19 protein-coding genes are annotated in these 23,577 nt (G+C 37.9%); 2 read left to right on the top strand and 17 right to left on the bottom strand.

The features are described from left to right. Positions 1-250: 250 nt before the first annotated feature. Together AC0IWE_RS01400 and AC0IWE_RS01405 are read right to left on the bottom strand one after the other, a co-directional pair. Positions 251-799 (bottom strand): transposase, encoded by a 549-nt coding sequence (locus tag AC0IWE_RS01400; RefSeq protein ID WP_471791623.1) that lies wholly within the window; start codon positions 797-799, stop codon positions 251-253. Positions 800-967: 168 nt separating this feature from the next. Next, the gene (locus AC0IWE_RS01405; RefSeq protein WP_471791624.1) at positions 968-3,052 is read right to left on the bottom strand and encodes a hypothetical protein; all 2,085 of its coding nucleotides are present in this window, start codon (positions 3,050-3,052) and stop codon (positions 968-970) included. A gap of 256 nt (positions 3,053-3,308) precedes the next feature. Here AC0IWE_RS01405 and AC0IWE_RS01410 point away from each other — a divergent pair, with 256 nt between their 5' ends. Further along, complete coding sequence (locus tag AC0IWE_RS01410; protein ID WP_471791625.1) at positions 3,309-4,043, top strand: L,D-transpeptidase family protein; 735 nt, start codon at positions 3,309-3,311, stop codon at positions 4,041-4,043. Positions 4,044-4,137: 94 nt separating this feature from the next. Here AC0IWE_RS01410 and fabG read toward each other — a convergent pair whose 3' ends face one another. The 11 genes from fabG to sucD all read right to left on the bottom strand — a co-directional run bounded on the left by fabG (position 4,138) and on the right by sucD (position 16,925). Next, positions 4,138-4,881 (bottom strand): 3-oxoacyl-[acyl-carrier-protein] reductase, encoded by a 744-nt coding sequence (fabG, locus tag AC0IWE_RS01415; RefSeq protein ID WP_471791626.1) that lies wholly within the window; start codon positions 4,879-4,881, stop codon positions 4,138-4,140. A gap of 114 nt (positions 4,882-4,995) precedes the next feature. Further along, positions 4,996-6,072 (bottom strand): agmatine deiminase family protein, encoded by a 1,077-nt coding sequence (locus AC0IWE_RS01420; RefSeq protein WP_471791627.1) that lies wholly within the window; start codon positions 6,070-6,072, stop codon positions 4,996-4,998. 89 nt (positions 6,073-6,161) lie between these two features. Next, a complete protein-coding gene (locus AC0IWE_RS01425) occupies positions 6,162-7,037 on the bottom strand; it encodes a carbon-nitrogen hydrolase (protein ID WP_055912491.1) in 876 nt (291 codons plus the stop codon). A gap of 416 nt (positions 7,038-7,453) precedes the next feature. Continuing rightward, positions 7,454-9,421: an SPFH domain-containing protein gene (locus AC0IWE_RS01430; protein ID WP_055912827.1), complete on the bottom strand. Its 1,968-nt coding sequence runs from the start codon at positions 9,419-9,421 to the stop codon at positions 7,454-7,456. A gap of 377 nt (positions 9,422-9,798) precedes the next feature. Further along, entirely contained in the window at positions 9,799-10,020 is a 222-nt protein-coding gene (locus tag AC0IWE_RS01435; protein WP_082458853.1) for a cysteine-rich CWC family protein, read from the bottom strand. Between the two features lie 111 nt (positions 10,021-10,131). Then, the gene (locus AC0IWE_RS01440) at positions 10,132-10,605 is read right to left on the bottom strand and encodes a hypothetical protein (protein ID WP_471791628.1); all 474 of its coding nucleotides are present in this window, start codon (positions 10,603-10,605) and stop codon (positions 10,132-10,134) included. A gap of 118 nt (positions 10,606-10,723) precedes the next feature. Next, positions 10,724-13,108, bottom strand: a complete 2,385-nt coding sequence (locus tag AC0IWE_RS01445; RefSeq protein WP_055912493.1) for a ribonucleoside-diphosphate reductase subunit alpha — start codon at positions 13,106-13,108, stop codon at positions 10,724-10,726. 145 nt (positions 13,109-13,253) lie between these two features. Further along, complete coding sequence (locus AC0IWE_RS01450; protein WP_025145778.1) at positions 13,254-14,225, bottom strand: ribonucleoside-diphosphate reductase small subunit; 972 nt, start codon at positions 14,223-14,225, stop codon at positions 13,254-13,256. Between the two features lie 453 nt (positions 14,226-14,678). Then, the gene (locus AC0IWE_RS01455) at positions 14,679-15,059 is read right to left on the bottom strand and encodes a septal ring lytic transglycosylase RlpA family protein (protein WP_463496634.1); all 381 of its coding nucleotides are present in this window, start codon (positions 15,057-15,059) and stop codon (positions 14,679-14,681) included. Positions 15,060-15,203: 144 nt separating this feature from the next. Then, the gene (locus AC0IWE_RS01460) at positions 15,204-15,707 is read right to left on the bottom strand and encodes a methionine-R-sulfoxide reductase (RefSeq protein WP_055912497.1); all 504 of its coding nucleotides are present in this window, start codon (positions 15,705-15,707) and stop codon (positions 15,204-15,206) included. A 345-nt stretch (positions 15,708-16,052) separates the two neighbouring features. Then, positions 16,053-16,925 carry a succinate--CoA ligase subunit alpha gene (gene sucD / locus AC0IWE_RS01465; protein WP_055912499.1) on the bottom strand — a complete coding sequence of 291 codons (873 nt, stop codon included), beginning with the start codon at positions 16,923-16,925 and terminating at the stop codon, positions 16,053-16,055. A gap of 529 nt (positions 16,926-17,454) precedes the next feature. Here sucD and AC0IWE_RS01470 point away from each other — a divergent pair. Further along, positions 17,455-17,877: a cupin domain-containing protein gene (locus AC0IWE_RS01470; RefSeq protein WP_471791629.1), complete on the top strand. Its 423-nt coding sequence runs from the start codon at positions 17,455-17,457 to the stop codon at positions 17,875-17,877. A gap of 301 nt (positions 17,878-18,178) precedes the next feature. Here AC0IWE_RS01470 and rlmF read toward each other — a convergent pair whose 3' ends face one another. The 4 genes from rlmF to AC0IWE_RS01490 all read right to left on the bottom strand — a co-directional run bounded on the left by rlmF (position 18,179) and on the right by AC0IWE_RS01490 (position 23,539). After that, entirely contained in the window at positions 18,179-19,195 is a 1,017-nt protein-coding gene (gene rlmF / locus AC0IWE_RS01475) for a 23S rRNA (adenine(1618)-N(6))-methyltransferase RlmF (RefSeq protein ID WP_082458854.1), read from the bottom strand. 148 nt (positions 19,196-19,343) lie between these two features. After that, entirely contained in the window at positions 19,344-20,630 is a 1,287-nt protein-coding gene (gene dctA / locus AC0IWE_RS01480; protein ID WP_463496643.1) for a C4-dicarboxylate transporter DctA, read from the bottom strand. Between the two features lie 56 nt (positions 20,631-20,686). After that, positions 20,687-21,712: an isoaspartyl peptidase/L-asparaginase family protein gene (locus tag AC0IWE_RS01485; RefSeq protein WP_055912507.1), complete on the bottom strand. Its 1,026-nt coding sequence runs from the start codon at positions 21,710-21,712 to the stop codon at positions 20,687-20,689. A 57-nt stretch (positions 21,713-21,769) separates the two neighbouring features. Beyond that, positions 21,770-23,539 carry an ABC transporter ATP-binding protein gene (locus AC0IWE_RS01490; RefSeq protein ID WP_471791630.1) on the bottom strand — a complete coding sequence of 590 codons (1,770 nt, stop codon included), beginning with the start codon at positions 23,537-23,539 and terminating at the stop codon, positions 21,770-21,772. Positions 23,540-23,577: the final 38 nt, after the last annotated feature.

Here is a 23,577-nt window from a genome sequence, read left to right on the forward strand (position 1 = left end):
TTTTCTCACAGTCAGATGGTAACATTTGACTGCACATTAAACTTAAAAACTTAAAGTTCCCCGTTCCTTTTCCTTAAAAACCACTCTGTACCGAGTAAAATCAAGATTAAACTCTCCGTGGTGTCAGATGTTACCATCTGACACTCAAAATTCTTTAAAATTACAATTGCCATTATTGTAATGCCAATTAAGAGATGCCCTTCACAGTCAGATGGTAACATCTGACTGCACATCACTCAAACTAAGTCGATCATTCAAAAATATCTCTATAATCAGTTAAGTCAACAATATTTTCTGGATTTCCTAAATAAAATGCAGCACTACTAAAATGGTACTCCTCAGGATATTCACTCAAATTCCAATGAGATTGTAATGGGTTTTGATGAATATACTCCAGTTTAATTTCTAGAAGCTCTTTACTTCCAATCCAAACATCATCAAATCTATCGTCCCAAATTTTAAAAACCTGTTTATCATTATCAATCCTTATCAAATTCAGCAATAAACTTTGGTTAGACTCAAGATACTTACGTACTTCAAAGGCACAAAACTTCTTTAAATCGCGCATGCTATCCGACAATTTATTTTCATCGTTAAAATAGAATAAAACATGAAAGTGATTAGGCATAATTACATATCCAAGAATTGAAATCTTGTATTTAACAGCGATGAAATTTAAACTATTCGCAATTATTAATTTACACGGACTGCTTTCAAGAAGTTTTAAATGTTTGAAGCAACTGGTAGTCACGAAAAAACATTTCTTCTCCAGAAATAAATTCCTGTTTCTTAATCCCATAACAATAGATTTTTTTCGTGGTGTCAGATGTTATTATCTGACACTTAAAAAGTTACTTAAATAACGGATCATCATTCTTACAATAAATCTTAAATTTTTCTCACAGTAAATCTTAAATTTTTCTCACAGTCAGATGGTAACATCTGACTGCACATCAAACCTAAGAACTTAAAGTTCCCCGTTCCTTTTTCTCAAAAACCACTCTGTTCCAAGCAAAATCATAATTAAGCCAAAAAGCCATTTCATGCTGATCAACTCATCGTATTTTCGATCTTCGTAACTGATGGTTTTAATATTTTCGTTTTTAGTAATCTCATCGGCTATTTTGAGCAAATCTACCGGCATAAACAATTTACCATTGCTTTGTTTAGCAATCGTATTTAAAAGCTGGTGGTTAGCTGTTGTCTGTTGAAATTCTGCAATCAATGCATTTATATAGAAGCTACCGGTTGCTGTAAATTTCTTTCCACCCAGTTCTGTATTGGCTAAATAAGCATAATTCCCTGCAGGCATGGTACCAGCATCTAGCTGATAACCATTTTCAGTTTTGGAAAAGATATAATTAAATACTTTTCCAGCTTCATTTTTAACCTGAAGATTAACTTCTGATTCGTTTACAGGCTGATAACTGTCGTTATAAAGCGTGCCGTTAAACTGAATGCTTTCATTTTCATCGTAAGCCGATTTTGAAGTAAACACTTTAAACCTACGCTTATCATCTTTAACAGAAAGATATTGAACCGTTTTCGAAATCAGATCATTTAAAACTGACTGATTGCTTTCATTTTCAGCCTCAGAAAGTTTCCATCGCCAAAGCCCCTCTCCCATTAAATAGCCCACCTTTAAGCCATTTTCATTGGCGAAGAACAATAATGGCTGTTGCGTGCTTACTTTACCGATACGCTGGTTAAAAACAGGTATTGCGCCGGTATTAACTGTTAACCTTCCAAATGGACTTAATAGCGGATCAAAAGCTGAAATCTGCTTCTTATCATCTTCAGTAAGATTAAAACTTGTAAAACCACTTGCAAAATCGGCATAAACTTCCTGGATGGATCCGTTTGCTGCACTTAGGTTTACCTGGTTTTGTACCTGATTAAAAGCATTTATATTGCTTTGTGCGCCTAAAATATACCAAATCGGTTTCTTTAAACCTGCTAATTTCTTTAGAAATGTAGCTGATATATTTTGCGCATCCGGTAGTTGGTACAATACAATTAAATCGAATTTCGATGGATCTGTTGTACTTAAATCATCAGCAAGGGCTAGTTTAGCTTCGTAGTGTTTATTTAGTGAAATAGCCTCCTTTAAAACGCCTAAATCAGGGTGCGGTGCAACTGCAGCCAACAATACTTTTTGTCGGCCATCAATCACCTCTACATAAAAGGTCTGAACATTATTGCGGGTTGTGATTTCATTTTTTAAGGCTCCCAGCTGAACTGTATATTTTTGAACACCGATTTTACCCGCATGAATTTTAATCGGAATGGTTTTGACAAAAGAACTTCCATTAACAGCCACATTTTGCTGCTCAACTTTAACACCATTTTGGCTTACCGTTAAAGCGGTGTTTTCGCCATCACTCTGAAAAGCCTGCACCTGAACTTCTACTGTAAAATCATCATCCAGGTACACAATGTTATTGTAATTTACGTTCGAAATTAAGACATCGCGTTTTGGGATACTATCGCCCAGGGCAATGGTATAAACCGGGGCATTAATCTGATTTACGCTATACAGCGGATTTCCACCGTGATTAAAAATACCATCGGTGGCTAAAATAATGGCCCCAACATTCCGGTTGGTATATTCATCCCTCACTTTCTGAAAAAATGCCGAGGCATCCGTTAATTTACCCTGATTTTTAAAATCGAGACCTTCTGCTACCTCATCACCAAAATGAAGTGTTTTTACTTCATACTTATCCGAAAGTTTATCTTGTAAGGCTTTAAGATTTTGTTCATATAATTTTTGATCAAAACCGGCAGCTTTAACCTGACCAACAGACAAGGAATTATCTTGTCCGATAATGATTACTGGTTTATCTAAGGTGTAATTTAATGTTTTGATGAGCGGTGCAAATATTAACCAAGCAACAGTTGTTACAACGATAATACGCAACGCCGTAAGGGCATACTGAAGTTTTTTATCTAAATTTTTGTTGTTACGATAAAGCAACCATGCGTACAGGACGCCTAAGGCCAAGCAACCCAGAAAAAACAAAATAGAAGTACCCGAAAAAAAACTGTTCATACTTTTATAAAGATGGTAATTTTGGGGAAATTTTCAAGATTATTGTCTGTAAAGAATTTATGCGAGGGCTAAAATACAACTTCATTTAACCACAGAGTTCACTGAATTTTACACTGAGGAACACGGATTACCTAAGCTGTTTTTAAGCGCCCAACTCTGTGTACTTCTTGCCTTTTCTTGGTGATCTTTGTGGTAAAAAAAGAGAACACTGTGCGCTCTGTGGTTAAATCCCTATTTTTAAACCAAATCAAAATTTATGAAATTAATCTGTTTAACGTTTTTACTGTCTCTAAGCCTTATGGTGAATGCTCAAAATAATTTTAAAGCCACACAAATTAAATTCGAAAGAGTAGAAAAAGCCTACAGTGAAAAATGGGAAACCTTGAGGAAATTTCTTCAGGCTGGTGGTTATGGCGATCAATTTTCAATGGTAATCAATGCCTATAAAACAGAAGGCAAACTGGAAGTATGGTTAAAGAATAATTCGGCTAAAACTTATTCGTTGTTTAGAACTTACGATTTCTGTGCACATTCTGGCACCATTGGCCCCAAAGTAATTGAAGGTGACGGACAAACGCCGGAAGGTTTTTATTACATTAATATTTTTAACCCAATGAGTAACTTTCACTTATCGCTTGGGTTAAATTATCCAAATACTGTAGATTATGCGCGAACCGGAAAGGATAGAAAACCTGGGAGCGACATTTACATCCATGGAAATTGCGTAACCGTGGGCTGTATCCCACTAACCGACGAGAAAATTAAAGAGGTTTATATTTTAGGCGTTGAAGCCAGAAATGCGGGTCAGGAGAATATTCCAGTCAACATCTACCCTTTCAAAATGACCGATGCAAATATGAAGAAATATATTGCTCAATTCCCTACACAGGCCAGTTTTTGGAAATCGCTGCAGCCAGGTTATTTAGCTTTTGAGAAAAATAAAAACCAAGCAAATGTAAGTGAGTTAAAAGGAAAATATGTTGTGAAGTAACAAAAGAAGTCAAGTTTTATAAACTTGACTTCTTTAATATTTTTATGGCTTTGGAAAGAACCCCTCCACCTTAAACCTTATGTCATCTGCCTCCCTACAGCATCCCGCCACAAACAGATAAAGTTTGTCCGGTTACGTAAGCACTCATATCTGAGGCCAGGAAAACGCAAACATTTGCAATATCTTCAGTTTCGCCGGCACGTTTTAATGGAATATCTTTTTCCCAGCCTTCAACTACTTTTGGATCTAAAACTTCGGTCATCTCAGTACGGATAAAGCCTGGTGCAACAACGTTTGCACGGATGTTTCTCGAACCAAGCTCCTTAGCTACCGATTTTGTAAAACCAATAATTCCTGCTTTTGAAGCAGCATAATTTGCTTGTCCGGCATTACCAGTTGTACCAACAACAGAACCCATATTGATAAAAACACCTTTACGGGCTTTCATCATTATTTTAGAAGCTGCTTTAGTAACGTTGAAGATAGATTTAAGGTTAATATTAATTACATCATCCCAGTTTTCTTCGCTCATGCGCATCAATAAGCCATCTTTGGTAATACCAGCATTATTTACTACAATATCAATAGTACCAAATTCAGCTACGATATCATTAATCAATTGCTCTGCCTCAACAAATTTAGAAGCATCAGAACGATAACCTTTAACTTTGGTACCAATGCTTTGTAATTCCTGCTCTAAGGCTTCACCTTTTTCTACTGATGATAAATATGTAAAAGCTACATTAGCGCCCTGTTCGGCAAATTTTTCAGCTATTTTACGACCGATCCCTTTAGATGCACCTGTAATTAATGCCGTTTTTCCTTCTAATAATTTCATAACCCCTAAATCCCCTAAAGGGGACTTTTATATAATGTATAAAAAATTTAATTTTGGTAAAGTTAATATTAATTGTGAATTGTTTAACACAATAGGTGTTCCCCCTTCAGGGGGTTAGGGGGTGGGTTCCTGCTGGCTCAAACAATGAAAGCTTCCCAATCCCCAGATAATATCTACTGAATTGATACCAATCACCTTGCGATCAGGAAAACAGCCCTGGATAATATCTAAAGCTTTCTGGTCGTTCACATCATCAAAAATAGGCACAATTACCGCAGCATTAGCAATGTAAAAATTAGCATAAGATGCAGGTAAACGGGTATCCTCATAAATTACTGGTGAAGGCATTGGAAGCTCAACAATATTTAATGCCCTTCCATCTTTTAATTTCATTGCTTTTAAAGCTTCAAGGTTCTCTTGCAACAAATGATAGTTTTCATCCAAAGGATTGCTTTCTACAACAGTTAAAACCGTATCCTCGTTTACAAAACGCGTAATATCATCAATATGACCGTCGGTATCATCGCCAACTATCCCATCTCCTAACCATAATACCTGATCCTGACCATAATATTCAAGCAAATATTGCTCAATCTGCTCCTTTGTTAAATGTGGATTACGGTTTTCGTTCAGCAAACAAGCTGTGGTAGTTAAAACTGTACCAGCACCATTAAATTCTACTGAACCACCTTCCATAACAATATCAGGTGCAAACAATGGTAGATCAAAATGTTTTGCAATCTTAGTTGGAATTACATCATCTAAATCAAAAGGCGGATATTTTCCACCCCAGGCATTATAACCCCAATCTACCACCGCTTTTTCATTTCCTTTCAACAAAAATGCAGGACCGTGATCGCGGCACCAGGCATCGTTGGTTTCATTAAAATAAAACTCAATCTGGCTTAAATCGGCACCAACTTTGGTTAATTCAGAAATTGCAAACGCTTTCATTTCTTCATCTTTAACATTGATGCGTACTTGCTCACCCTCTGCAACAGCTTTAATAAATTGGCAGTAAGGTTCGTAAATGGTTTCGATTTTATCTGGCCAGGAAGCTTCTTTATGCGGCCAGCTTAACCAGGTTGCTTCATGTTTAACCCACTCGGCTGGAAAAGTATACCCTTGTTTTTTTGGAGAATAATCGAATTGATTAATATTTAAATCTTTTTTCGGTGGGAAGTTTGACATCTATTTAATTTATAAAATGAATGGTCCGTGATAACACGAACCATGGATTTTTATTTATGGGTTTTCGCTTTGGTCTTTAACCTTTCAGCTTAGTCCCCATCAATATATCGTTTCGTAATCGGTTGGTAAGAATCAATTCTTCTATCTCTCAAGAAAGGCCAGTGTTTACGGAAAAAATCAGACTCCGATAAATCCAGTTCTACAACTTCAGTTTCTTCCTGATCATGCGAGCCTAAATAAAGTATTTTCCCTTGTCCGTTTGTAGCGAAACTTCCACCCCAAAATTTCATGGCACCATCCTGTTCAAAACCTACACGATTTACACTCACTACCGGAACACCATTTGCAACGGCATGCGAACGCTGGATGGTTTGCCAGGCATTATATTGATCTTGATTGGTTTCTTCATCCTGATCGGTAGCCCAGCCGATAGCCGTTGGATAGAACATAATATCGGCACCCATTAAAGCTGTAATACGTGAGGCTTCAGGATACCATTGATCCCAACAGATTAAAATACCGATTTTAGCAAACTTGGTTTCGAAAACTTTATAGCCTAAATCACCAGGTGTGAAATAGAATTTCTCGTAAAAAGCAGGATCATCAGGAATATGCATTTTGCGGTATTTACCTAAATATGAACCATCAGCGTCTAAAACTGCTGTAGTATTATGGTACAAACCTTCAGCACGTTTTTCAAACAAAGATGCAATAATTACCACGCCCAATTCTTTAGCAACAACCTGCAAAGCATCGGTAGATGGGCCAGGAATTGCCTCTGCCAAGTCGAAATTATCATAATCTTCAACATCGCAGAAATACAGCGAGGTAAAAAGTTCTTGCAAACACACAATCTGCGCACCTTTTGCAGCCGCTTCCCTTACTTTTGCAATCGCTTTATCTAAATTTTCCTGCTTATCTTTGGTACAGCTCATCTGCACCAAGCCAACTTTTACTTTCTTCATGTTCTCAAAATGATTCAATTAACAAATTAGCGAATAATTGAATGTTTCATCTGCGATTTGCATACTCACCATTCAAATTTTCGCTCATTCAAAATTAGGCTGCAAAGTTACTATTTTGTTTAAAACTAGAACGGCATAATAATGTAATTGTTTTCTGTTTTAGGAAAAGCAAACACTGCATTTCAAACGTTTGTTAGTCGGGCTATCCATTATAGCTCCGATGAAACCTGTGAAACAAGCAAGCATGCCATAAATAACAAAGATAAGTGATTAAATCGGAGGCTGCCATTCCTATCCCGTTTAAATGGCTTGGTTTCTACTGCTATTTGCGTTTACCCACCTAACGTCACAAATCATTAGCTAATAATGAAAAAGCCCCGATTTTCATCGAGGCTTTCAATCTGATTAAAACCAAACTAAGGGTTTATATTATCCTTTTTAGGTTTTGCTTTTGTTTCTACAATTTCTGCTACTGCTACCACTTCTTTGCGTTGTGCTGGGTCCATCAGTTCCATTAATTTCAAGCCCAAAAGGCCATCCATTGCAGAACCACCATGGTTGCCTCCACTACCACCAATGAGCACGTCAGGAATTAATTTCACATTGCCTTTTGATAATTCTTCGGTGATTTTATAACGGGTGAAGTTTTCACCACCCAGTGCTTTCACAGCAAGTTCGTACGCTTCGGCTGTTGATTTACCAACGGCTAATATTTTACCTGCTTCGGCACTACCTGTTAACGAAATCTGTTCAGCCTCTGCAGATGCCCTTAATTTTATCGCTTCCGAATCGGCTTGTGCCCTTGCTTTAGTGGCCTCGGCTTCGGCATGAGCCCTCATTTTTGTAGCCTCGGCCTCTGCACCAACGGCTAATTTCACCCCAGCTGCATCACCTTCCGATTTTTTCACAGTTGCACTGGCTGTACGTTCGGCAATTTCAACACTTTGTTGTGCTTTCACAATATCTTTCTGCATATCGGCAATTGCGGTTTCTTTTTCCATGCCCTGGCGGGTTTCCTGCGCCTGTTTTTGGGTTTCGTAAGTAACCTTTTGCTCTTCTGCAATTTTACGGTCGGTTAAAGTTTTCATTAACGATTCTGGTGGTACAATATCACCAATCAAAGTATCAACCGCATTTACATTATACTCATCCAAAACTTTCCGGATATGCTCTTTTGCAGATTCCTGACGCTCTTTACGGGTACTTAAAAATGCAATCACATCACTTCCCTGTGCCGAGTTACGGAAATAGTTACCGATTGTAGGCTCTAAAACCTGCGAAACCAGATTCACCATGTTACCGAAACGGGCAATTACTTTTGGAGCTTCGGTTGTAGGTACATGAATAATTTGCGCCACATCTAAATTGAACGGGAAACCATCCTTAGAACGCACAGTAATGGTTGAAAGGTTTTTATCCAAATTGTGTGCTTCACTCCTTGCCGATGCCCAGTTAAGCACCAGGTTGGTGGTTGGTACCAGCTCTACCTTCATAATATACTTATTAATCGGGTATTTACCCGGGCCAAGTGGTTCCAACCAAACTCCTTTAGAACCTTTGCCCACAATATTACCATGTTTAAAATCAGCACCGGTTAAATCATTTCCTTCAGTACCAATAAACGAGATCACCACACCTACGTAACCTATCGCAATTTCTGTCATCGGGATTTCTTCGAGTTGAATGGCCCATGGATTAAGGTTATAAGAACCCGCTAAAATTACCTGGGGCTGTAAACCACGGTTACCTCCTTGCTTGATAAAGGCATCAAAATCTTGAAAATTATTGTGCCCATCAACTAGTTTACCGGCAATCTGGTTTGCCTCAATCGGTAAGCCATCTAAAGTGGTTACAATACCCACCATGCTCTCCTGAATCCGGATCATATCGGTAACCGAAACCTGAAACAACATTGTATTGATACGGTAAGAACCTGAAGTAATATAGGAGGTTTGCCGGCCTCGCTGACCGCCGTTATCCAGAAACTTAACAGCATCCTGAAAATTATCGGATTCTACCCTTTGGCCAAGAATATTACCCGTTGGAATTTCGGAACCATCTTTGGCCATAATCAGCCCAATTTTACCTTCCGGAATAATGGTAAACTGTTCCATGGTTACGCTGTACTGCCAAAACCACATTCCAAAATACATTCCAGGTGCTAACGTTTTTCCCTGGAAACCTGCTTCACCTTTAACTGCGATAATTCGGCCGTCAGGCAGTTCGCGATCGGAACCGAAGAGCACGAATTTTTTGGTAATTAACCCGATTCTATCTTCGGGTACAATGACCATCCCGAATAAGAAACGTAAAATATATTTGTATAAAATGATGCACAACAGTGCCACTAAAACCCACCAATAATTAGAAATGAGCGCTTCCATAATGTTATATTTTTTCTTTTTTTTTAGCCTGATAAACCATTTATCAAGCACGATATAGATATCAAACAGCGTGCTTTGTTACCGTTTTTAACACTTATTTTAAAACTATTTTTTATTGGTTTTAAGGCCTAAAAGATGACTCAGGATCGATGATAAAATAATATCACCTACAGATGACATTTTGCAGAATACCCTAACTGAATGCTTATAAACACCAAAAACTAACGTTTTAGGTTTTAATAAAACACTGCCGAAATTTTAATTGTAAAAACTACAATTAATGCGAGGAAATATGTCCTTTTTTAGACCTACATGATTGACCAGATTGGGATACACCTTTATTGATTGGTTAGCCACAAGGCACGAAAACGCAAAGATTAAATGCCTATTTCTACACGATACTCTTGCTGTAACTCAAACAGGCATTTGGCACAGAGGCAGCCATCATACAGTTCGGAGATGTACTGTACTTCGTTAATGCTTAACTGCACTACACTGCATTGGCATTTGGTATAAGAATTTGCCTTGCACTCAATAGCCGTATTACATCGCTCGCAAGGAATGATTTCATGTTTGCTATGTTTCAAGGTTGAAGGCATAAGTTGTAAGGTTTAAAGTAAAACCTATTGCATTACAAAAATATAAACAAAAAATAAGGTTTTGAGCGTTTGCCCAAAACCTTACACTAACATTGCTTAAACTTGGAATCTCTACTGCAATAACATTACAGCATAATAATAGCCAGTCTGAGAAGAAACTACATTAATATATTTTATTTGTTGTGGCGAAACTTCTGTAAGGATATACGTCACTCCTTTAATCGTAATTTCTCCTTTAGCGATACTATAAGAGCTTGTTTCTATTTTACTTTCAGCAGCATCGCACTCTTCATTACCATTATCAATTTTTATTACACCATCAGCATTAAAAGAGTAAACATCATCCTTTTCACAATCTATAGGTAAGAAATATATGTTAAGTAGTGGATTCGAACCTGGGTTTTTATCTACTGTAGCCCTTTTCCAAGTTCGCTTAGTGAGATAATCTAAAGGGCCCTTCTCTTCTGTTTCATGTTTCTTACAATTCGAGAAAAGCAGAATGACAGAAATCAAAATCAATGTTACAAATCGTTTCTTATTCATATGGATAATAATAGAAAAATTTTGGCTAAAAATTACAGCCATTAACAATGTGCATTATACCGTAAAAAAAGGTTTTGAGCATTTGCCCAAAACCTTATTTAATTTTTGAATATTTAATCGGCAAGCAGGCCTTAAACCTTCCGCCTTTTTACCCTCTACCTTATCCAGAACAGCTGATACAGCCTTCTTCCATTGAACAAACTGGTCCGTCAACGATTTCTTCTGCAACCTGGTCTTGTGTCATCTCAGCAGGGATAACTGCCTCAATTGCTTTACCACCTTGGTTTTCTACTGTAAATTTAACCGCTTGAGAAGCTGCTTGTGTACGCAGGTAGTACATACCGGTTTTTAAACCTTTCTCCCATGCGTAAAAGTGCATTGAAGTTAATTTTGATGTATTTGGTGCATTTACAAACAAGTTTAACGATTGCGATTGACAGATGTAGGCTCCACGATCGGCAGCCATATCGATGATATTACGCATTTTGATCTCCCAAACAGTTTTGTATAACTCTTTAATGTAATCAGGAATGGTATCAATAGCCTGAATTGAACCATTAGCCAATATAATCTGATTTTTCATATCATTGTTCCATAAGCCCAATGCTACTAAATCTTTCAATAAATGTTTGTTTACCACTACAAACTCTCCACTTAATACCCGACGGGTGTAAATGTTTGAAGTATATGGCTCGAAACATTCGTTGTTACCTAAAATTTGTGAGGTAGATGCAGTTGGCATAGGTGCAACCAATAATGAGTTGTACACACCATCTTTAACTACTTTTTTGCGCAATGCATTCCAGTCCCAACGGCCACTATCTGGTGTTACATTCCATAAATCGAACTGGAATTTACCTTGTGATAACGGAGAACCTTTAAATGTTTGATATGGGCCGTTTTTAACTGCTAAATCATGCGAAGCCGTCATCGAAGCGAAATATATCGTTTCGAAAATATCCTTGTTCAAACGTTTAGCTTCATCACTTTCGAAAGGTAAACGCAATAAAATAAAGGCATCAGCTAAACCTTGTACACCTAAACCAACCGGGCGGTGGCGCATATTGGAGTTTTCTGCCTCTTGTACCGGGTAATAGTTATGATCGATGATTTTGTTCAGGTTTAAAGTAGCCTGATAAGTTACATCGTATAATTTTTGGTGATCAAAAGCACCATTGATTACGAAACGAGGCAATGCCAATGAAGCTAAGTTACAAACGGCAACTTCATCTTTAGAGGTATACTCGATGATTTCGGTACACAAGTTAGAACTCTTAATGGTACCTAAGTTCTGTTGGTTAGATTTGCTGTTCGCGGCATCTTTAAACAACATATAAGGTGTGCCGGTTTCAATCTGCGAATCTAGGATGGCAAACCAAAGTTCTTGCGCTTTAACGGTTTTGCGTCCACGTTTTTCAGCTTCGTATTTAGTATACAGGGCTTCGAACTCAGCACCAAAACAATCTGCTAAACCTGGTGCTTCGTGCGGGCAAAATAATGTCCAGTCGCCATTATCTTTAACGCGTTGCATAAACAAATCGTTAATCCATAAGGCATAGAATAAATCACGCGCACGCATTTCTTCTTTACCGTGGTTTTTACGAAGATCAAGAAATTCAAAAACATCAGCATGCCAAGGTTCTAAATAAATTGCGAAAGCACCTTTACGTTTACCTCCACCCTGATCTACATAACGGGCAGTATCGTTAAATACACGTAACATTGGGATGATACCATTACTTGTACCGTTAGTTCCACCAATATACGATCCTGTTGCACGGATGTTGTGAATGCTTAAACCAATACCACCAGCACTTTGCGAAATTTTAGCGGTTTGCTTCAACGTATCGTAAATACCTTCAATACTGTCATCCTGCATGGTTAACAAGAAACACGACGACATTTGAGGTTTTGGCGTGGCTGCGTTAAATAAGGTTGGTGTAGCATGTGTAAACCAACGCTCGCTCATTAAGTTATAGGTTTTGATTGCGCTTTCGATATCTTCTTTGTGGATACCAACAGAAACGCGCATAAACAAATGTTGCGGGCGTTCTACAATCTGACCATTAACTTTTAATAGGTAAGATTTTTCCAACGTTTTGAAACCGAAATAATCGAAGCCGAAATCGCGGTCGTAAATGATAGAACTATCTAAAATATCCTTGTTTTTTTCTATGATCTCATAAACATCATCAGCGATAAGCGGTGCAGCTTTCTGCGCTTTCGGGTCGAAATATTCGTACAACATTTTCATCGTACCCGAGAATGATTTTGTGGTATTTTTATGCAAGTTCGAAACCGCTATACGCGATGCCAGCAAAGCATAATCAGGATGCTTAGTAGTTAACGATGCAGCAGTTTCTGCAGCAAGGTTATCCAGTTCTGACGTGGTTACGCCATCGTATAAACCTTCGATTACCTTTTTGGCTACATCGATTGGATCTACCAGATCTGAATTTAAACTATAGCACAACTTTTGGATACGGGCTGTGATTTTGTCAAATTGCACCGCCTCTTTGCGGCCATCTCTTTTTAGTACGAACATATTTTATGAGATTTTTAGTTAATATTTAGTAGCGAGTATCAAGTATCAAGACTTAATCATCACTTTATATTTTTGTTATTTATTTAATTGGTATCAGGTATCGAGGCTACAATAACCTTCGGCCTTCAGCTTTTAACCTTCTACCTTAGAAGTCTTCGTCTAAAGAAAACGCTTGTTTGTTGTTATCAGCAGAAGTTAATACACCACTTTTTTGATAATCGCCTACACGTTTCTCGAAGAAATTGGTTTTACCCTGCAAAGAAATCATTTCCATAAAATCGAATGGATTGGTTGCATTGTAGATTTTTTTGTAACCAAGTTCCTGCAACCATCTGTCGGCTACGAATTCGATGTACTGGCTCATTAATTTTGCATTCATACCAATTAAAGCAACTGGCAATGCATCTGTAATAAATTCTTTTTCAATTTCTACCGCATCACTGATAATGCCATGCACTGCCTCTTCACTTAATTTATTGCTTAGCATGCTGTACAATAAACAGGCAAACTCGCAATGCGATCCTTCGTCTCTGGAAATCAACTCATTACTAAAAGTTAACCCAGGCATTAAACCACGTTTCTTTAACCAGAAAATAGAGCAGAAACTTCCGCTGAAAAAAATACCTTCAACCGCGGCAAATGCCACTAAACGTTCGGCAAAAGTTCCGTTTTCGATCCAGCGTAAAGCCCATTCTGCTTTTCTTTTTACCGCAGGTACGGTATCTATAGCATGGAATAAACGGTCTTTCTCTTCCGGATCTTTAATATAAGTATCAATTAACAGGGCATAGGTTTCGGCATGAATGTTTTCCATCATAATCTGGAAACCATAAAAACAACGTGCCTCAGGCAATTGCACTTCGCTCATGAAGTTTACCGCAAGGTTTTCGTTCACTATACCATCACTAGCAGAAAAGAAAGCAAGGATGTGAGAAATAAAATGCCTTTCGCCATCATTTAAATTGTCCCAGTGTTTCTGGTCGTCAGAAAGATCAATCTCTTCTGCTGTCCAAAAACTAGCTTCGGTCTTTTTATACATTTCCCAAATTGCCGGATATTTAATCGGCAAAAGCACAAATCTGTCTTTGTTTTCTTGTAGTAATAATTCCTGTTCCATACACTGATGTTTTTAATTCTAATTTTTAACAGAGCCGACAAAGGCACGCATCCATCAATTTTATATGATGATTGTAATGTCTTTTATCAAAACGCTGTTGTGAAAGTGCTAACCCTATTGCCTGACAAACAACTGAATTTTTAGTTAGGAAAATTTAATAAAGCAATCAGGATGATATACGTATAAATTACTAAAAACTAAGCTTTTATATTTGTTTTCAAACGCAAGAAGTTAAAGAACTTTGTTATAACAAATATAGATACGGCAGGCCTTTTTTGTGAACCAAAGTTGTTAACACCCGGCTATAATGCTGGGGAAAAACGATCAGACAAATATCATTTTCAAGCGAAAAAAAGCTAATCGTTTCTTTTCAAGGGTTTAGCAAACAAAAATGAGTGTTAATAACTTAAATTTGAGGGGTATAATAAGCACTAAATAGAGCGGAAAAGAGTATTACTCAACAGCATAGCTCAGGCTCACTTTGGCTATACCCTTGCGGTAGATACCGATCTGTTTTGCAGCACGTTCTGACAGATCTATGGCCAATCTTTTAGAGAAAGGACCGCGATCATTTACCTTTACTACAACTGATTTTCCGTTATCGGGGTTGGTTACTGTAATGAGTGTGCCGAATGGCAATGTGCGGTGGGCGGCCGTTAATTTTTTCGACCTGTATTTGGCGCCGCTGGTGGTTCGGCGGCCTTCGAATTTTCTGTGGTAATAAGTGGCGAGAACTGTTTTATTGATACTATCTGGTTCATTTGATGGGTCAGAATCGTGTGCTTTGCTTTGTAAAAACAGGAAACAAAAACTTAATAACAGAAGATACTTCATAGGCTAAATTTTATTTATCGAGCCTGCAAATATAAGCATTTAGTTTATAATCAATAATTTGTGGAAAAACAGCCCGATTTTGTGCATTAAAAAAGGCGTACAGCTTGTCGCTATACGCCTCTACCTAACCCTACTACATCCACCTTATTTTTTATCTGGCACGAAATTCATTGAGATCGAATTTACACAATGACGGGTGTCTTTGTTGGTAAATCCTTCGCCTACAAATACGTGACCAAGATGCGCGCCACAGTTGGCACAAACTATTTCTGTACGTGATCCATCTGCATCAGGAATACGTTTTACAGCTCCTTTAATTTCATCATCAAAAGCAGGCCATCCGCAATGTGCATCAAACTTGGTTTCTGAACGATATAGTGCTGCATTACAACGTTTACAGGTATAAGTTCCTTTATCAGTTGTATGTTCGTATTTTCCTGTACCAGGATATTCTGTACCTTTATTTACAATTACTCTTTCTTCTTCGGGTGTTAATGGATTCCAGTTCATTTTCTTCTTTGGTATGATTTGTTCTGTTTCCTTAGGTTGTTTTGCAGCTTCCTTATTTTGCTTTTGGGCACAAGCAGAAAGTCCTGTTATTAAAACAACAGCAGAAAGCAAAAATAGTTTATTTAACATCGTTTTCATACCTCAATATACGCTATAGATTTTGTTTTGGTTTGCTGGTTTGAGAGAATGGAGTAGTGTTTACAAAGGGATGATAAATGAGAATAACTAATTAGAAATCTACCACAGAGTACACAGAGATTTCTACAGAGAAAACAGAGATAAAATTATATATTGACCATTTTTAAAACTGATATAAGATTCTTTCGCTCTGCAAGATCGAAATTAGTAAATTAAATAATTCTGTGTGCTCTGTGCGTTTTCTTAGTGCCCTCTGTGGTAAAACTGGAATCAGATTTAAATAAAACAACAAAAAAGCGTCCCGAACCTAATCGAAACGCTTTTCTCTATAAAAATCTTTAAATCTTATTTAGCCAATTCTTCTGCCATTGCAGCACCAATTTCAGCAGGACTTTCTACTACACGGATACCACACTCACGCATGATTTTCATTTTAGCCGCTGCTGTATCATCAGCACCGCCAACAATAGCACCAGCGTGGCCCATTCTACGTCCCGGAGGCGCAGTTTGACCAGCGATAAATCCAACAACAGGCTTAGTACCGTTTTCTTTGATCCAACGCGCTGCTTCAGCTTCCATTCCACCACCAATTTCACCAATCATGATGATGCCGTGAGTTTCAGGATCGTTCATTAATAATTTAACAGCTTCTACAGTTGGCGTTCCGATGATCGGGTCGCCACCGATACCAATTGCAGTTGTAATACCTAAACCAGCTTTAACCACCTGATCTACTGCTTCGTAAGTTAAAGTTCCTGATTTAGAAACCACACCTACATGACCTTTTTTGAAGATAAAGCCTGGCATAATACCAATTTTAGCTTCATCAGCAGTAATTACACCAGGGCAGTTAGGGCCGATAAGCGTAACATCACGGTCAGTAATATATTCTTTAACCTGAATCATATCCTTTGTAGGGATACCTTCAGTAATACAAACAATAACTTTAATACCACCTTCGGCAGCTTCCATAATTGCATCAGCAGCAAAAGCTGGTGGCACAAAAATGATAGATACATTTGCACCCGTTTTATCAACGGCATCTTTAACAGTATTAAAAACAGGCTTTTCTAAATGCAATTGCCCACCTTTGCCAGGCGTTACACCACCAACTACGTTTGTACCATAGGCCAGCATTTGCTCAGCGTGGTAAGTTCCTTCGTTTCCGGTAAAACCCTGAACGATAACCTTAGAATCTTTATTTACTAAAACGCTCATGTATCAATATTTTTTTTGTGCAAAGCTAATATTATTGTAATGGAATTCAAATCTAAAACCATATTATTTAGTCTGTTTTTTCAAGAAAATGTAAGGAAATGCATTGTGGGAGTTTTAGATAAAATTATTCATGTTTTTGGTATCGTGTAAGAAGCAGGCCTTTCGGCAATAAACTTGACAGCAACGGGCATCCCGATTTAAGCACTGCCTGTTTTGTCTTTTATTGTGTGCTTGCTTGTTTAACAGATTTCATCGGAATAGAGTGAATGGCAGGGCTTCAAGGGTTAAGAATTGCAATACTTTCGTTTTCAAATCAAAAATATCAGGGATTTTTTAGGAAATGAACAGTCCTGTTCTTTTGGAGGGCTTCTGCCCCGCTCTTCGTTTTTTCTGATGAAGAATCAGAACCACTGCGATCGGGTTTAGTAACAAAGTTTGGATGCTTTTGGCAAGATTCATGCAAAACGCTTAAATTTACTTTTCAAGCCGCAATATCAAGCTTAATAATGATGCTAAAACCTTAATAACCATGAAATTAATCCTTATTGTAACTGTATTTGTTTCAATTTTTATTTCCCTGAATGCAAGCGGGCAAAGTAATGATACCAGTAAATACATTCTTCAAAATGATGCTGAAATAGCTAAAGAAGAGCCAGGAACACATAATGGCGGTGGAAAAACCATTGGCTTTAACTTTTTTGGTGATGCGAAGAATTTAAAAACGGTATTCAAAAAAAGAATTTTAAAGTCTGGGTCATCAATCGGTTATCATTTACAAAAAGAAGACGAAATATATTATGTGATCAGTGGAAACGGCACCATGCAAATGAATGGAAAAACCTTTGCTGTTAAACCTGGCGATGCCATTTTAACCCGGCCGGGCAGCTCACATGGCATTGCACCAAATGTGGGTAACGACTTAACGATTATCATTGTTTATGAGAAGAAATAAGCACAAACATAAGTAGGATTAGGCGGAATTTAGTTAACTTTTTCAGTTAATAGTTGCCGGATCTGAATTCTCACTCGCAGTACAAAAGTATATACTTCAGTTAAAAAATTGCAAAACCTTTGCTGTTGAATGGGTTTAAAAACCTCACATAATGCATCGAAAGTTACATGATCTCAAAAAATCAGCGGGAATTTATAACATTTCTTGAAAACTTAAATACACACTTTACAAATTACCATAAAAACACAAAAAGCCAGATTAACTTAATCGCTAATCTGGCTTTGCTTTATTTGCTATTAAACTATAAACTTTTTACTTCAGCTTTAGCATTATCTACTTTAGGTTTAGGTTCCGTTTTCCAGCCCTTTGCCCACTCAGCCTGTGCAGCTTCATCATGGAAAGTCCAGGCCACGAAACGACTTATTTTTTGTCCCTGGCTCATTTGAACCGTGGTTACCTCAAAAGCATTAGCTTTAACTAATGCACTGTAGATACTTTTTAAATTGGCACTTTTTGATACCAATGAAGTAAACCATAAAACCTGATTTTTAATCTGCTCGCTCTGAATAATCATCTGTTCTACAAAAGCACGTTCGCCACCGGGGCACCAAAGCTCAGCCTTGTTTCCACCAAAGTTTAGTACGTGTTTTACTTCTTTTTCGTTTCCGCCCAGGTTGCGCCATTTCTGACGTGTACCTTGCTCAGCCTCTTTTAACGATGCATGGAAAGGTGGATTACAAACTACGGCATCAAAACGCTCTTTACCGCCCACAATGCCTCTAAAAATACCCATTTTTGACGATTGCTGACGGATTTCTACTGCACCCTGTAACGGTTTATTGGCTTCGATAATGCGTTTGGCCGAATCAACCGAAAGTGGATCGATTTCTGAACCAACGAAATTCCAGCCATATTCCTGGTGACCAATAATAGGGTAAATACAATTTGCCCCAACACCGATATCCAATACATTAATGTTGGCTCCTTTTGGATTTTTACCTTTATTGCTTGAGCCTAAAAGATCGGCAACATAATGAATATAATCTGCCCGGCCCGGAATTGGTGGACAAAGAAAATCTGCAGGAATATCCCACTGAGAAATGTTATAAAAATACTTTAATAATGCCCTGTTAAGTGCTTTAACGGCATTTTGATCTGCAAAATCGATAGAATCATCATTATGCTCATTTTTAAAAACGAAGCGTTTTAATTCTTTTGAAGTTGCAATAAGTTGTTTGAAATTGTAACGCGAACGGTGCTTGTTGCGTGGGTGTAACTCGCTTTTTTCTTTGCGGTTATTTTGTTCTTCTTGAGCCAATGTGCTATGGATTAATTAAACAAGCTGTGTGCGTGTTTCTGCTGCAAAGATACTTAATTAGTTTGGAGTTCGAAGTTTTTAGTTCGGACTTGCTGGACACTTTAAATTATACTCGTTAAACTGAAAACTCCAAACTGAGAACTGCAAACTACACCTCCTCTCCTTTTTCAATCATCACTGGCCGTATGGCTTTTAAATACTTTTCTTCATCAAATTGGTTTTCGCTTTTGGCGATTACGATGGTAGCTATACCGTTTCCGATAACGTTTGTAATGGCTCTTGCTTCACTCATAAAACGATCTACGCCTATTAAAATCGAAATGTGTTCGATAGGCATAATTTTGAGTGCCGTTAAAGTAGATACGAGCACTATAAACCCGCTTCCAGTTACGCCTGCTGCTCCTTTTGAGGTAACCATGAGCACGCCTAATACTGTAATCTGTTGCCCTAAAGATAAATCGACATGAAATACCTGGCAAAGAAAAATTACCGCCATGGCCAGGTAAATTGCTGTTCCATCAAGATTAAAAGAATAACCTGTTGGAATAACCAGGCCTACAACCGATTTATCACAGCCAATAGCTTCCATTTTTTGCATCATACTTGGCAGGGCCGATTCGGAAGAAGAGGTACCGAGCACAATTAAAATTTCCTGACGGATATATTTAAGGTATTGCCATAAACTGAATTTATAGTACCTGCAAATGCCATTTAACACGATAAAAATAAACAGGATGCAGGTTAAATACACCGAGCCCATTAGTTTTGCCATGCCCACTAAACTTTCTAAGCCATGGGTACCTATACTGAAAGCCATGCCGCCGAAAGCACCAATTGGTGCTAAACGCATAATCACTTTCATGATTTTAAAAAGCACTTTTGATATTTTATCGAAGGCATTTAAAACGCTAGTGCCCTCTCCGCCTAATTTATTAAGCCCGTAGCCAAAAAGAATAGCGAAAAGCAGAATCTGCAAAATATTTCCTTCAGCAAAAGCAGCAATCACATTGTGCGGAATAATGTGCAGAAAAAATTCTGCCCAGTTCATGTCTTTAGCTTTCTCGGCATAACCTACAATTTTTGTAGCATCGCCAGCCTTAGTGATCATTCCGACACCTGGCTTTAAAACATTGGCTACCAATAAACCGATTGCAATCGCTACTGTGCTTACAATTTCGAAATACAACAATGCTTTGCCACCTACCCTACCTACTTTTTTCATATCGCCCATGTGTGCGATTCCTAAAACGATGGTAAAGAATATAATGGGTGCAATTAACATGCTAATCAGGTTAATAAAACCCTCACTGATTAATTTAGCTGTAGGCGCAAAACCCGGGAAGAAAATTCCAACATTAATCCCTATTATAATGGCCAGAATAACCTGAAAGGTTAAATTGGAAAATACTTTTTTTACAAATGCTATAAATGTCATCTTTATCTTTTAGGTGTTTTGGCTTTTCATTGAGCAGATATAAGCTTAAAATAAATCTATTTATAAATACTGACTTCAATTTTTCCATCTGTGGTTATTGTTCCACGGTACATGCCCTCGGTGTTAAATGGCATGGCCACATTACCGTTTTTATCCAGCGCAATTAAACCACCGTCGCCACCCATTTTACCTACCTTATCCAATACTATTTTCGAAGCTTCGGCTACTGATAAACTTTTATATTCCATTAAATCGGAAATGGTTTTGGCCACTACATTGCGAATGTAAAACTCGCCCCAACCGGTACAGGAAATACCAGCGGTTTCGTTATTGCAATAAGTACCAGCACCGATAATTGGGGCATCGCCAACACGACCGTATTTTTTATTCGTCATACCTCCGGTTGATGTTCCTGCAGCCAGGTTGCCTGCTTTATCAAGTGCTACACAACCTACTGTACCAAATTTATAATCGTGGTTTTTACTTCCGAGTAATTCCGATTTTTTGCTTCCATGATCTAATACTGCTTTTGTAGAATCTTCTTTAATAGCCTTTTGTAAACCATTCCAGCGTTCTTTTGTCCAGAAATATTTCGGATCTACAATTTCCAGCCCAACTTCTTTAGCAAATTGTTCAGCCCCTGCGCCAACCATCATTACATGTTCCGATTTTTCCATCACTGCCCTTGCTGCAGAAATAGGATTTTTAATGGTGGTAACTCCGGCAACCGATCCTGCCATTAATGTTTTTCCATCCATAATTGCTGCATCAAGCTCGTTTTTCCCATCATGGGTAAACACAGCACCTTTACCTGCATTAAAATGAGGATCGTTTTCCATTACATGTATAGTGGCTTCTACGGCATCCATACTGGTTTTACCAGCTTTAATTTGAGCATAGCCAGCTTGTAATGCCTGTGTTAAAACAGCAATATAGGCAGCTTCCATTTCGGGACTCATATTTTTTTTGAGGATAGTACCTGCCCCGCCATGAATAACCATTGCATATTTTTTCTGTTGTGCAGAAACCTGGAGCGTTAAGGCCGAAAACAAGAATAAGGCAATTAATTTTAACCGTTTCATCTTCCTTTAAAGTTTAAGAAGCTGTTAAATTAAGAAAATCCTTGAGAATAAACAGGCTTAAACTTTAGCTATCCCTTTGGATGAGAATTGCAGATCGTAAAGTTTTTTATAATAGCCGTTCAGCTTCAGCAATTGTTGATGAGTACCTTTTTCTTTAATCTCGCCCTTATCAAGCACGATAATCTGATCGGCTTTTTGAATGGTTGATAAGCGGTGGGCAATTACAATAGAAGTTCTGCCTTCCATCAGGTTATCAATGGCTTTCTGGATCAATAATTCGGTTTCAGTATCAACTGAAGAGGTAGCCTCATCTAAAACCAAAATAGCAGGATTGTGTACCAGCGCACGGATAAAGGAAATTAACTGCGCCTGACCAGCAGAAAGTGTAGCCCCTCTTTCCATCACATTATATTGATATCCACCGGGCAATCTTTCGATAAAATCATGCGCACCAACTTTTTTGGCAGCATTTACAACTTCTTCTATCTTAATTTCGGGATTATTTAGCGTAATGTTGTTTAAAATGGTATCCGAAAACAGAAAAACATCCTGAAGTACCGTTGCAATGTGACTTCTAAGGTAATCGAGCTCAAAATCTTCAATGCGGATACCATCTACGGTAATATTTCCTCTTTTTACTTCATAAAATCGGTTCAGGATATTAATTGTAGATGATTTACCTGCTCCTGTTGCACCAACCAAAGCAACGGTTTCACCAGCTTTTACCTCAAAGCTGAGGTTTTTAAGCACATAATTTTCCTCATTGTAAGCAAACCAGACTTTTTCGAAAAGGATATTTCCTTTTAAGCTGGCAGGTTTTTGAGTTCCTTCATTTGGCGTAGTTTCATCAGTATCCAAAACTTTAAAAACACGCTCAGCACCAACCATACCCATTTGTAAGGTGTTAAATTTATCAGCCAATTGGCGGATCGGCGTAAACACCATACCCAGGTACATAATAAATTGGGTGATGGTTCCAGGCGTTACATCCAAAGGTTTGGAAAGAATACTTTTTGCGCCATACCAAACCAACAAACCTAATGACATGGCTGAGATTAACTCCACCACAGGGAAAAAGATAGAATAGTACCAATTGGAACGGATATTGGCATCGCGATAACGCTTGTTGATGGCATAAAATTTCCTGTACTCCTGCTTCTCCCTGGCAAAATACTGCACAATGGAAACTCCGGTAATGTGTTCCTGCAAAAAGGTATTCAGATTTGAAACTTCATTCCTGATTTCCTGAAAGGCCACCTTAATTGCTTTCTGAAATTTCCTGGTTGCAATAATTAACAACGGAATAGGTAACAAAACTACCAGGCTCAGTTGCCAATCGGTATATAACATTACACACACAATCACCACTACCTGCAAACTATCACCGATCATGGAGATTAAACCTTCTGAAAAAATATCTGCAATGGTTTCTAAATCGGAAACTGTACGTGTAATTAACTGACCTATAGGCGTTTTATCGAAAAATTTGAGACGGAGTTTGGTAATGTGATTAAAAACATTGATCCGGAGATCGCGGATAACCGACTGACCAAGTGTATTTGTTAAAAGCGTATGGTTATATTGGATTAAAGTTTGTAAAATCAACATAAAAACCATCAGCATGGTCATGTTTACAAGTCCTGAATAATTGCCAGTTAAAATGTAATGATCTAAGGTATATTTTATTAAAAACGGACGTACGGGAGAAATTGCTGCCAGTAAAATCGTTAAAATAACCGACCATACAAAAACGGCACGATAAGGCTTTACGTATTGAAAAATACGTTTCAGTAATCCGGTGTTGTATACGTCGCCTGTAACTGCCATGCTTAGGGTTTAGGGTGTAAGGTTTAGGGTTTAAGGTC

It is taken from the genome of Pedobacter sp. AC402, assembly GCF_979252805.1.

Coding starts and splice junctions, on each gene's coding strand:
- AC0IWE_RS01400 (WP_471791623.1), bottom strand. CDS start 799: ATGGGATTAAGAAACAGGAATTTATTTCTGGAGAAGAAATGTTTTTTC.
- AC0IWE_RS01405 (WP_471791624.1), bottom strand. CDS start 3,052: ATGAACAGTTTTTTTTCGGGTACTTCTATTTTGTTTTTTCTGGGTTGC.
- AC0IWE_RS01410 (WP_471791625.1), top strand. CDS start 3,309: ATGAAATTAATCTGTTTAACGTTTTTACTGTCTCTAAGCCTTATGGTG.
- fabG (WP_471791626.1), bottom strand. CDS start 4,881: ATGAAATTATTAGAAGGAAAAACGGCATTAATTACAGGTGCATCTAAA.
- AC0IWE_RS01420 (WP_471791627.1), bottom strand. CDS start 6,072: ATGTCAAACTTCCCACCGAAAAAAGATTTAAATATTAATCAATTCGAT.
- AC0IWE_RS01425 (WP_055912491.1), bottom strand. CDS start 7,037: ATGAAGAAAGTAAAAGTTGGCTTGGTGCAGATGAGCTGTACCAAAGAT.
- AC0IWE_RS01430 (WP_055912827.1), bottom strand. CDS start 9,421: ATGGAAGCGCTCATTTCTAATTATTGGTGGGTTTTAGTGGCACTGTTG.
- AC0IWE_RS01435 (WP_082458853.1), bottom strand. CDS start 10,020: ATGCCTTCAACCTTGAAACATAGCAAACATGAAATCATTCCTTGCGAG.
- AC0IWE_RS01440 (WP_471791628.1), bottom strand. CDS start 10,605: ATGGCTGTAATTTTTAGCCAAAATTTTTCTATTATTATCCATATGAAT.
- AC0IWE_RS01445 (WP_055912493.1), bottom strand. CDS start 13,108: ATGTTCGTACTAAAAAGAGATGGCCGCAAAGAGGCGGTGCAATTTGAC.
- AC0IWE_RS01450 (WP_025145778.1), bottom strand. CDS start 14,225: ATGGAACAGGAATTATTACTACAAGAAAACAAAGACAGATTTGTGCTT.
- AC0IWE_RS01455 (WP_463496634.1), bottom strand. CDS start 15,059: ATGAAGTATCTTCTGTTATTAAGTTTTTGTTTCCTGTTTTTACAAAGC.
- AC0IWE_RS01460 (WP_055912497.1), bottom strand. CDS start 15,707: ATGAAAACGATGTTAAATAAACTATTTTTGCTTTCTGCTGTTGTTTTA.
- sucD (WP_055912499.1), bottom strand. CDS start 16,925: ATGAGCGTTTTAGTAAATAAAGATTCTAAGGTTATCGTTCAGGGTTTT.
- AC0IWE_RS01470 (WP_471791629.1), top strand. CDS start 17,455: ATGAAATTAATCCTTATTGTAACTGTATTTGTTTCAATTTTTATTTCC.
- dctA (WP_463496643.1), bottom strand. CDS start 20,630: ATGACATTTATAGCATTTGTAAAAAAAGTATTTTCCAATTTAACCTTT.
- AC0IWE_RS01485 (WP_055912507.1), bottom strand. CDS start 21,712: ATGAAACGGTTAAAATTAATTGCCTTATTCTTGTTTTCGGCCTTAACG.
- AC0IWE_RS01490 (WP_471791630.1), bottom strand. CDS start 23,539: ATGGCAGTTACAGGCGACGTATACAACACCGGATTACTGAAACGTATT.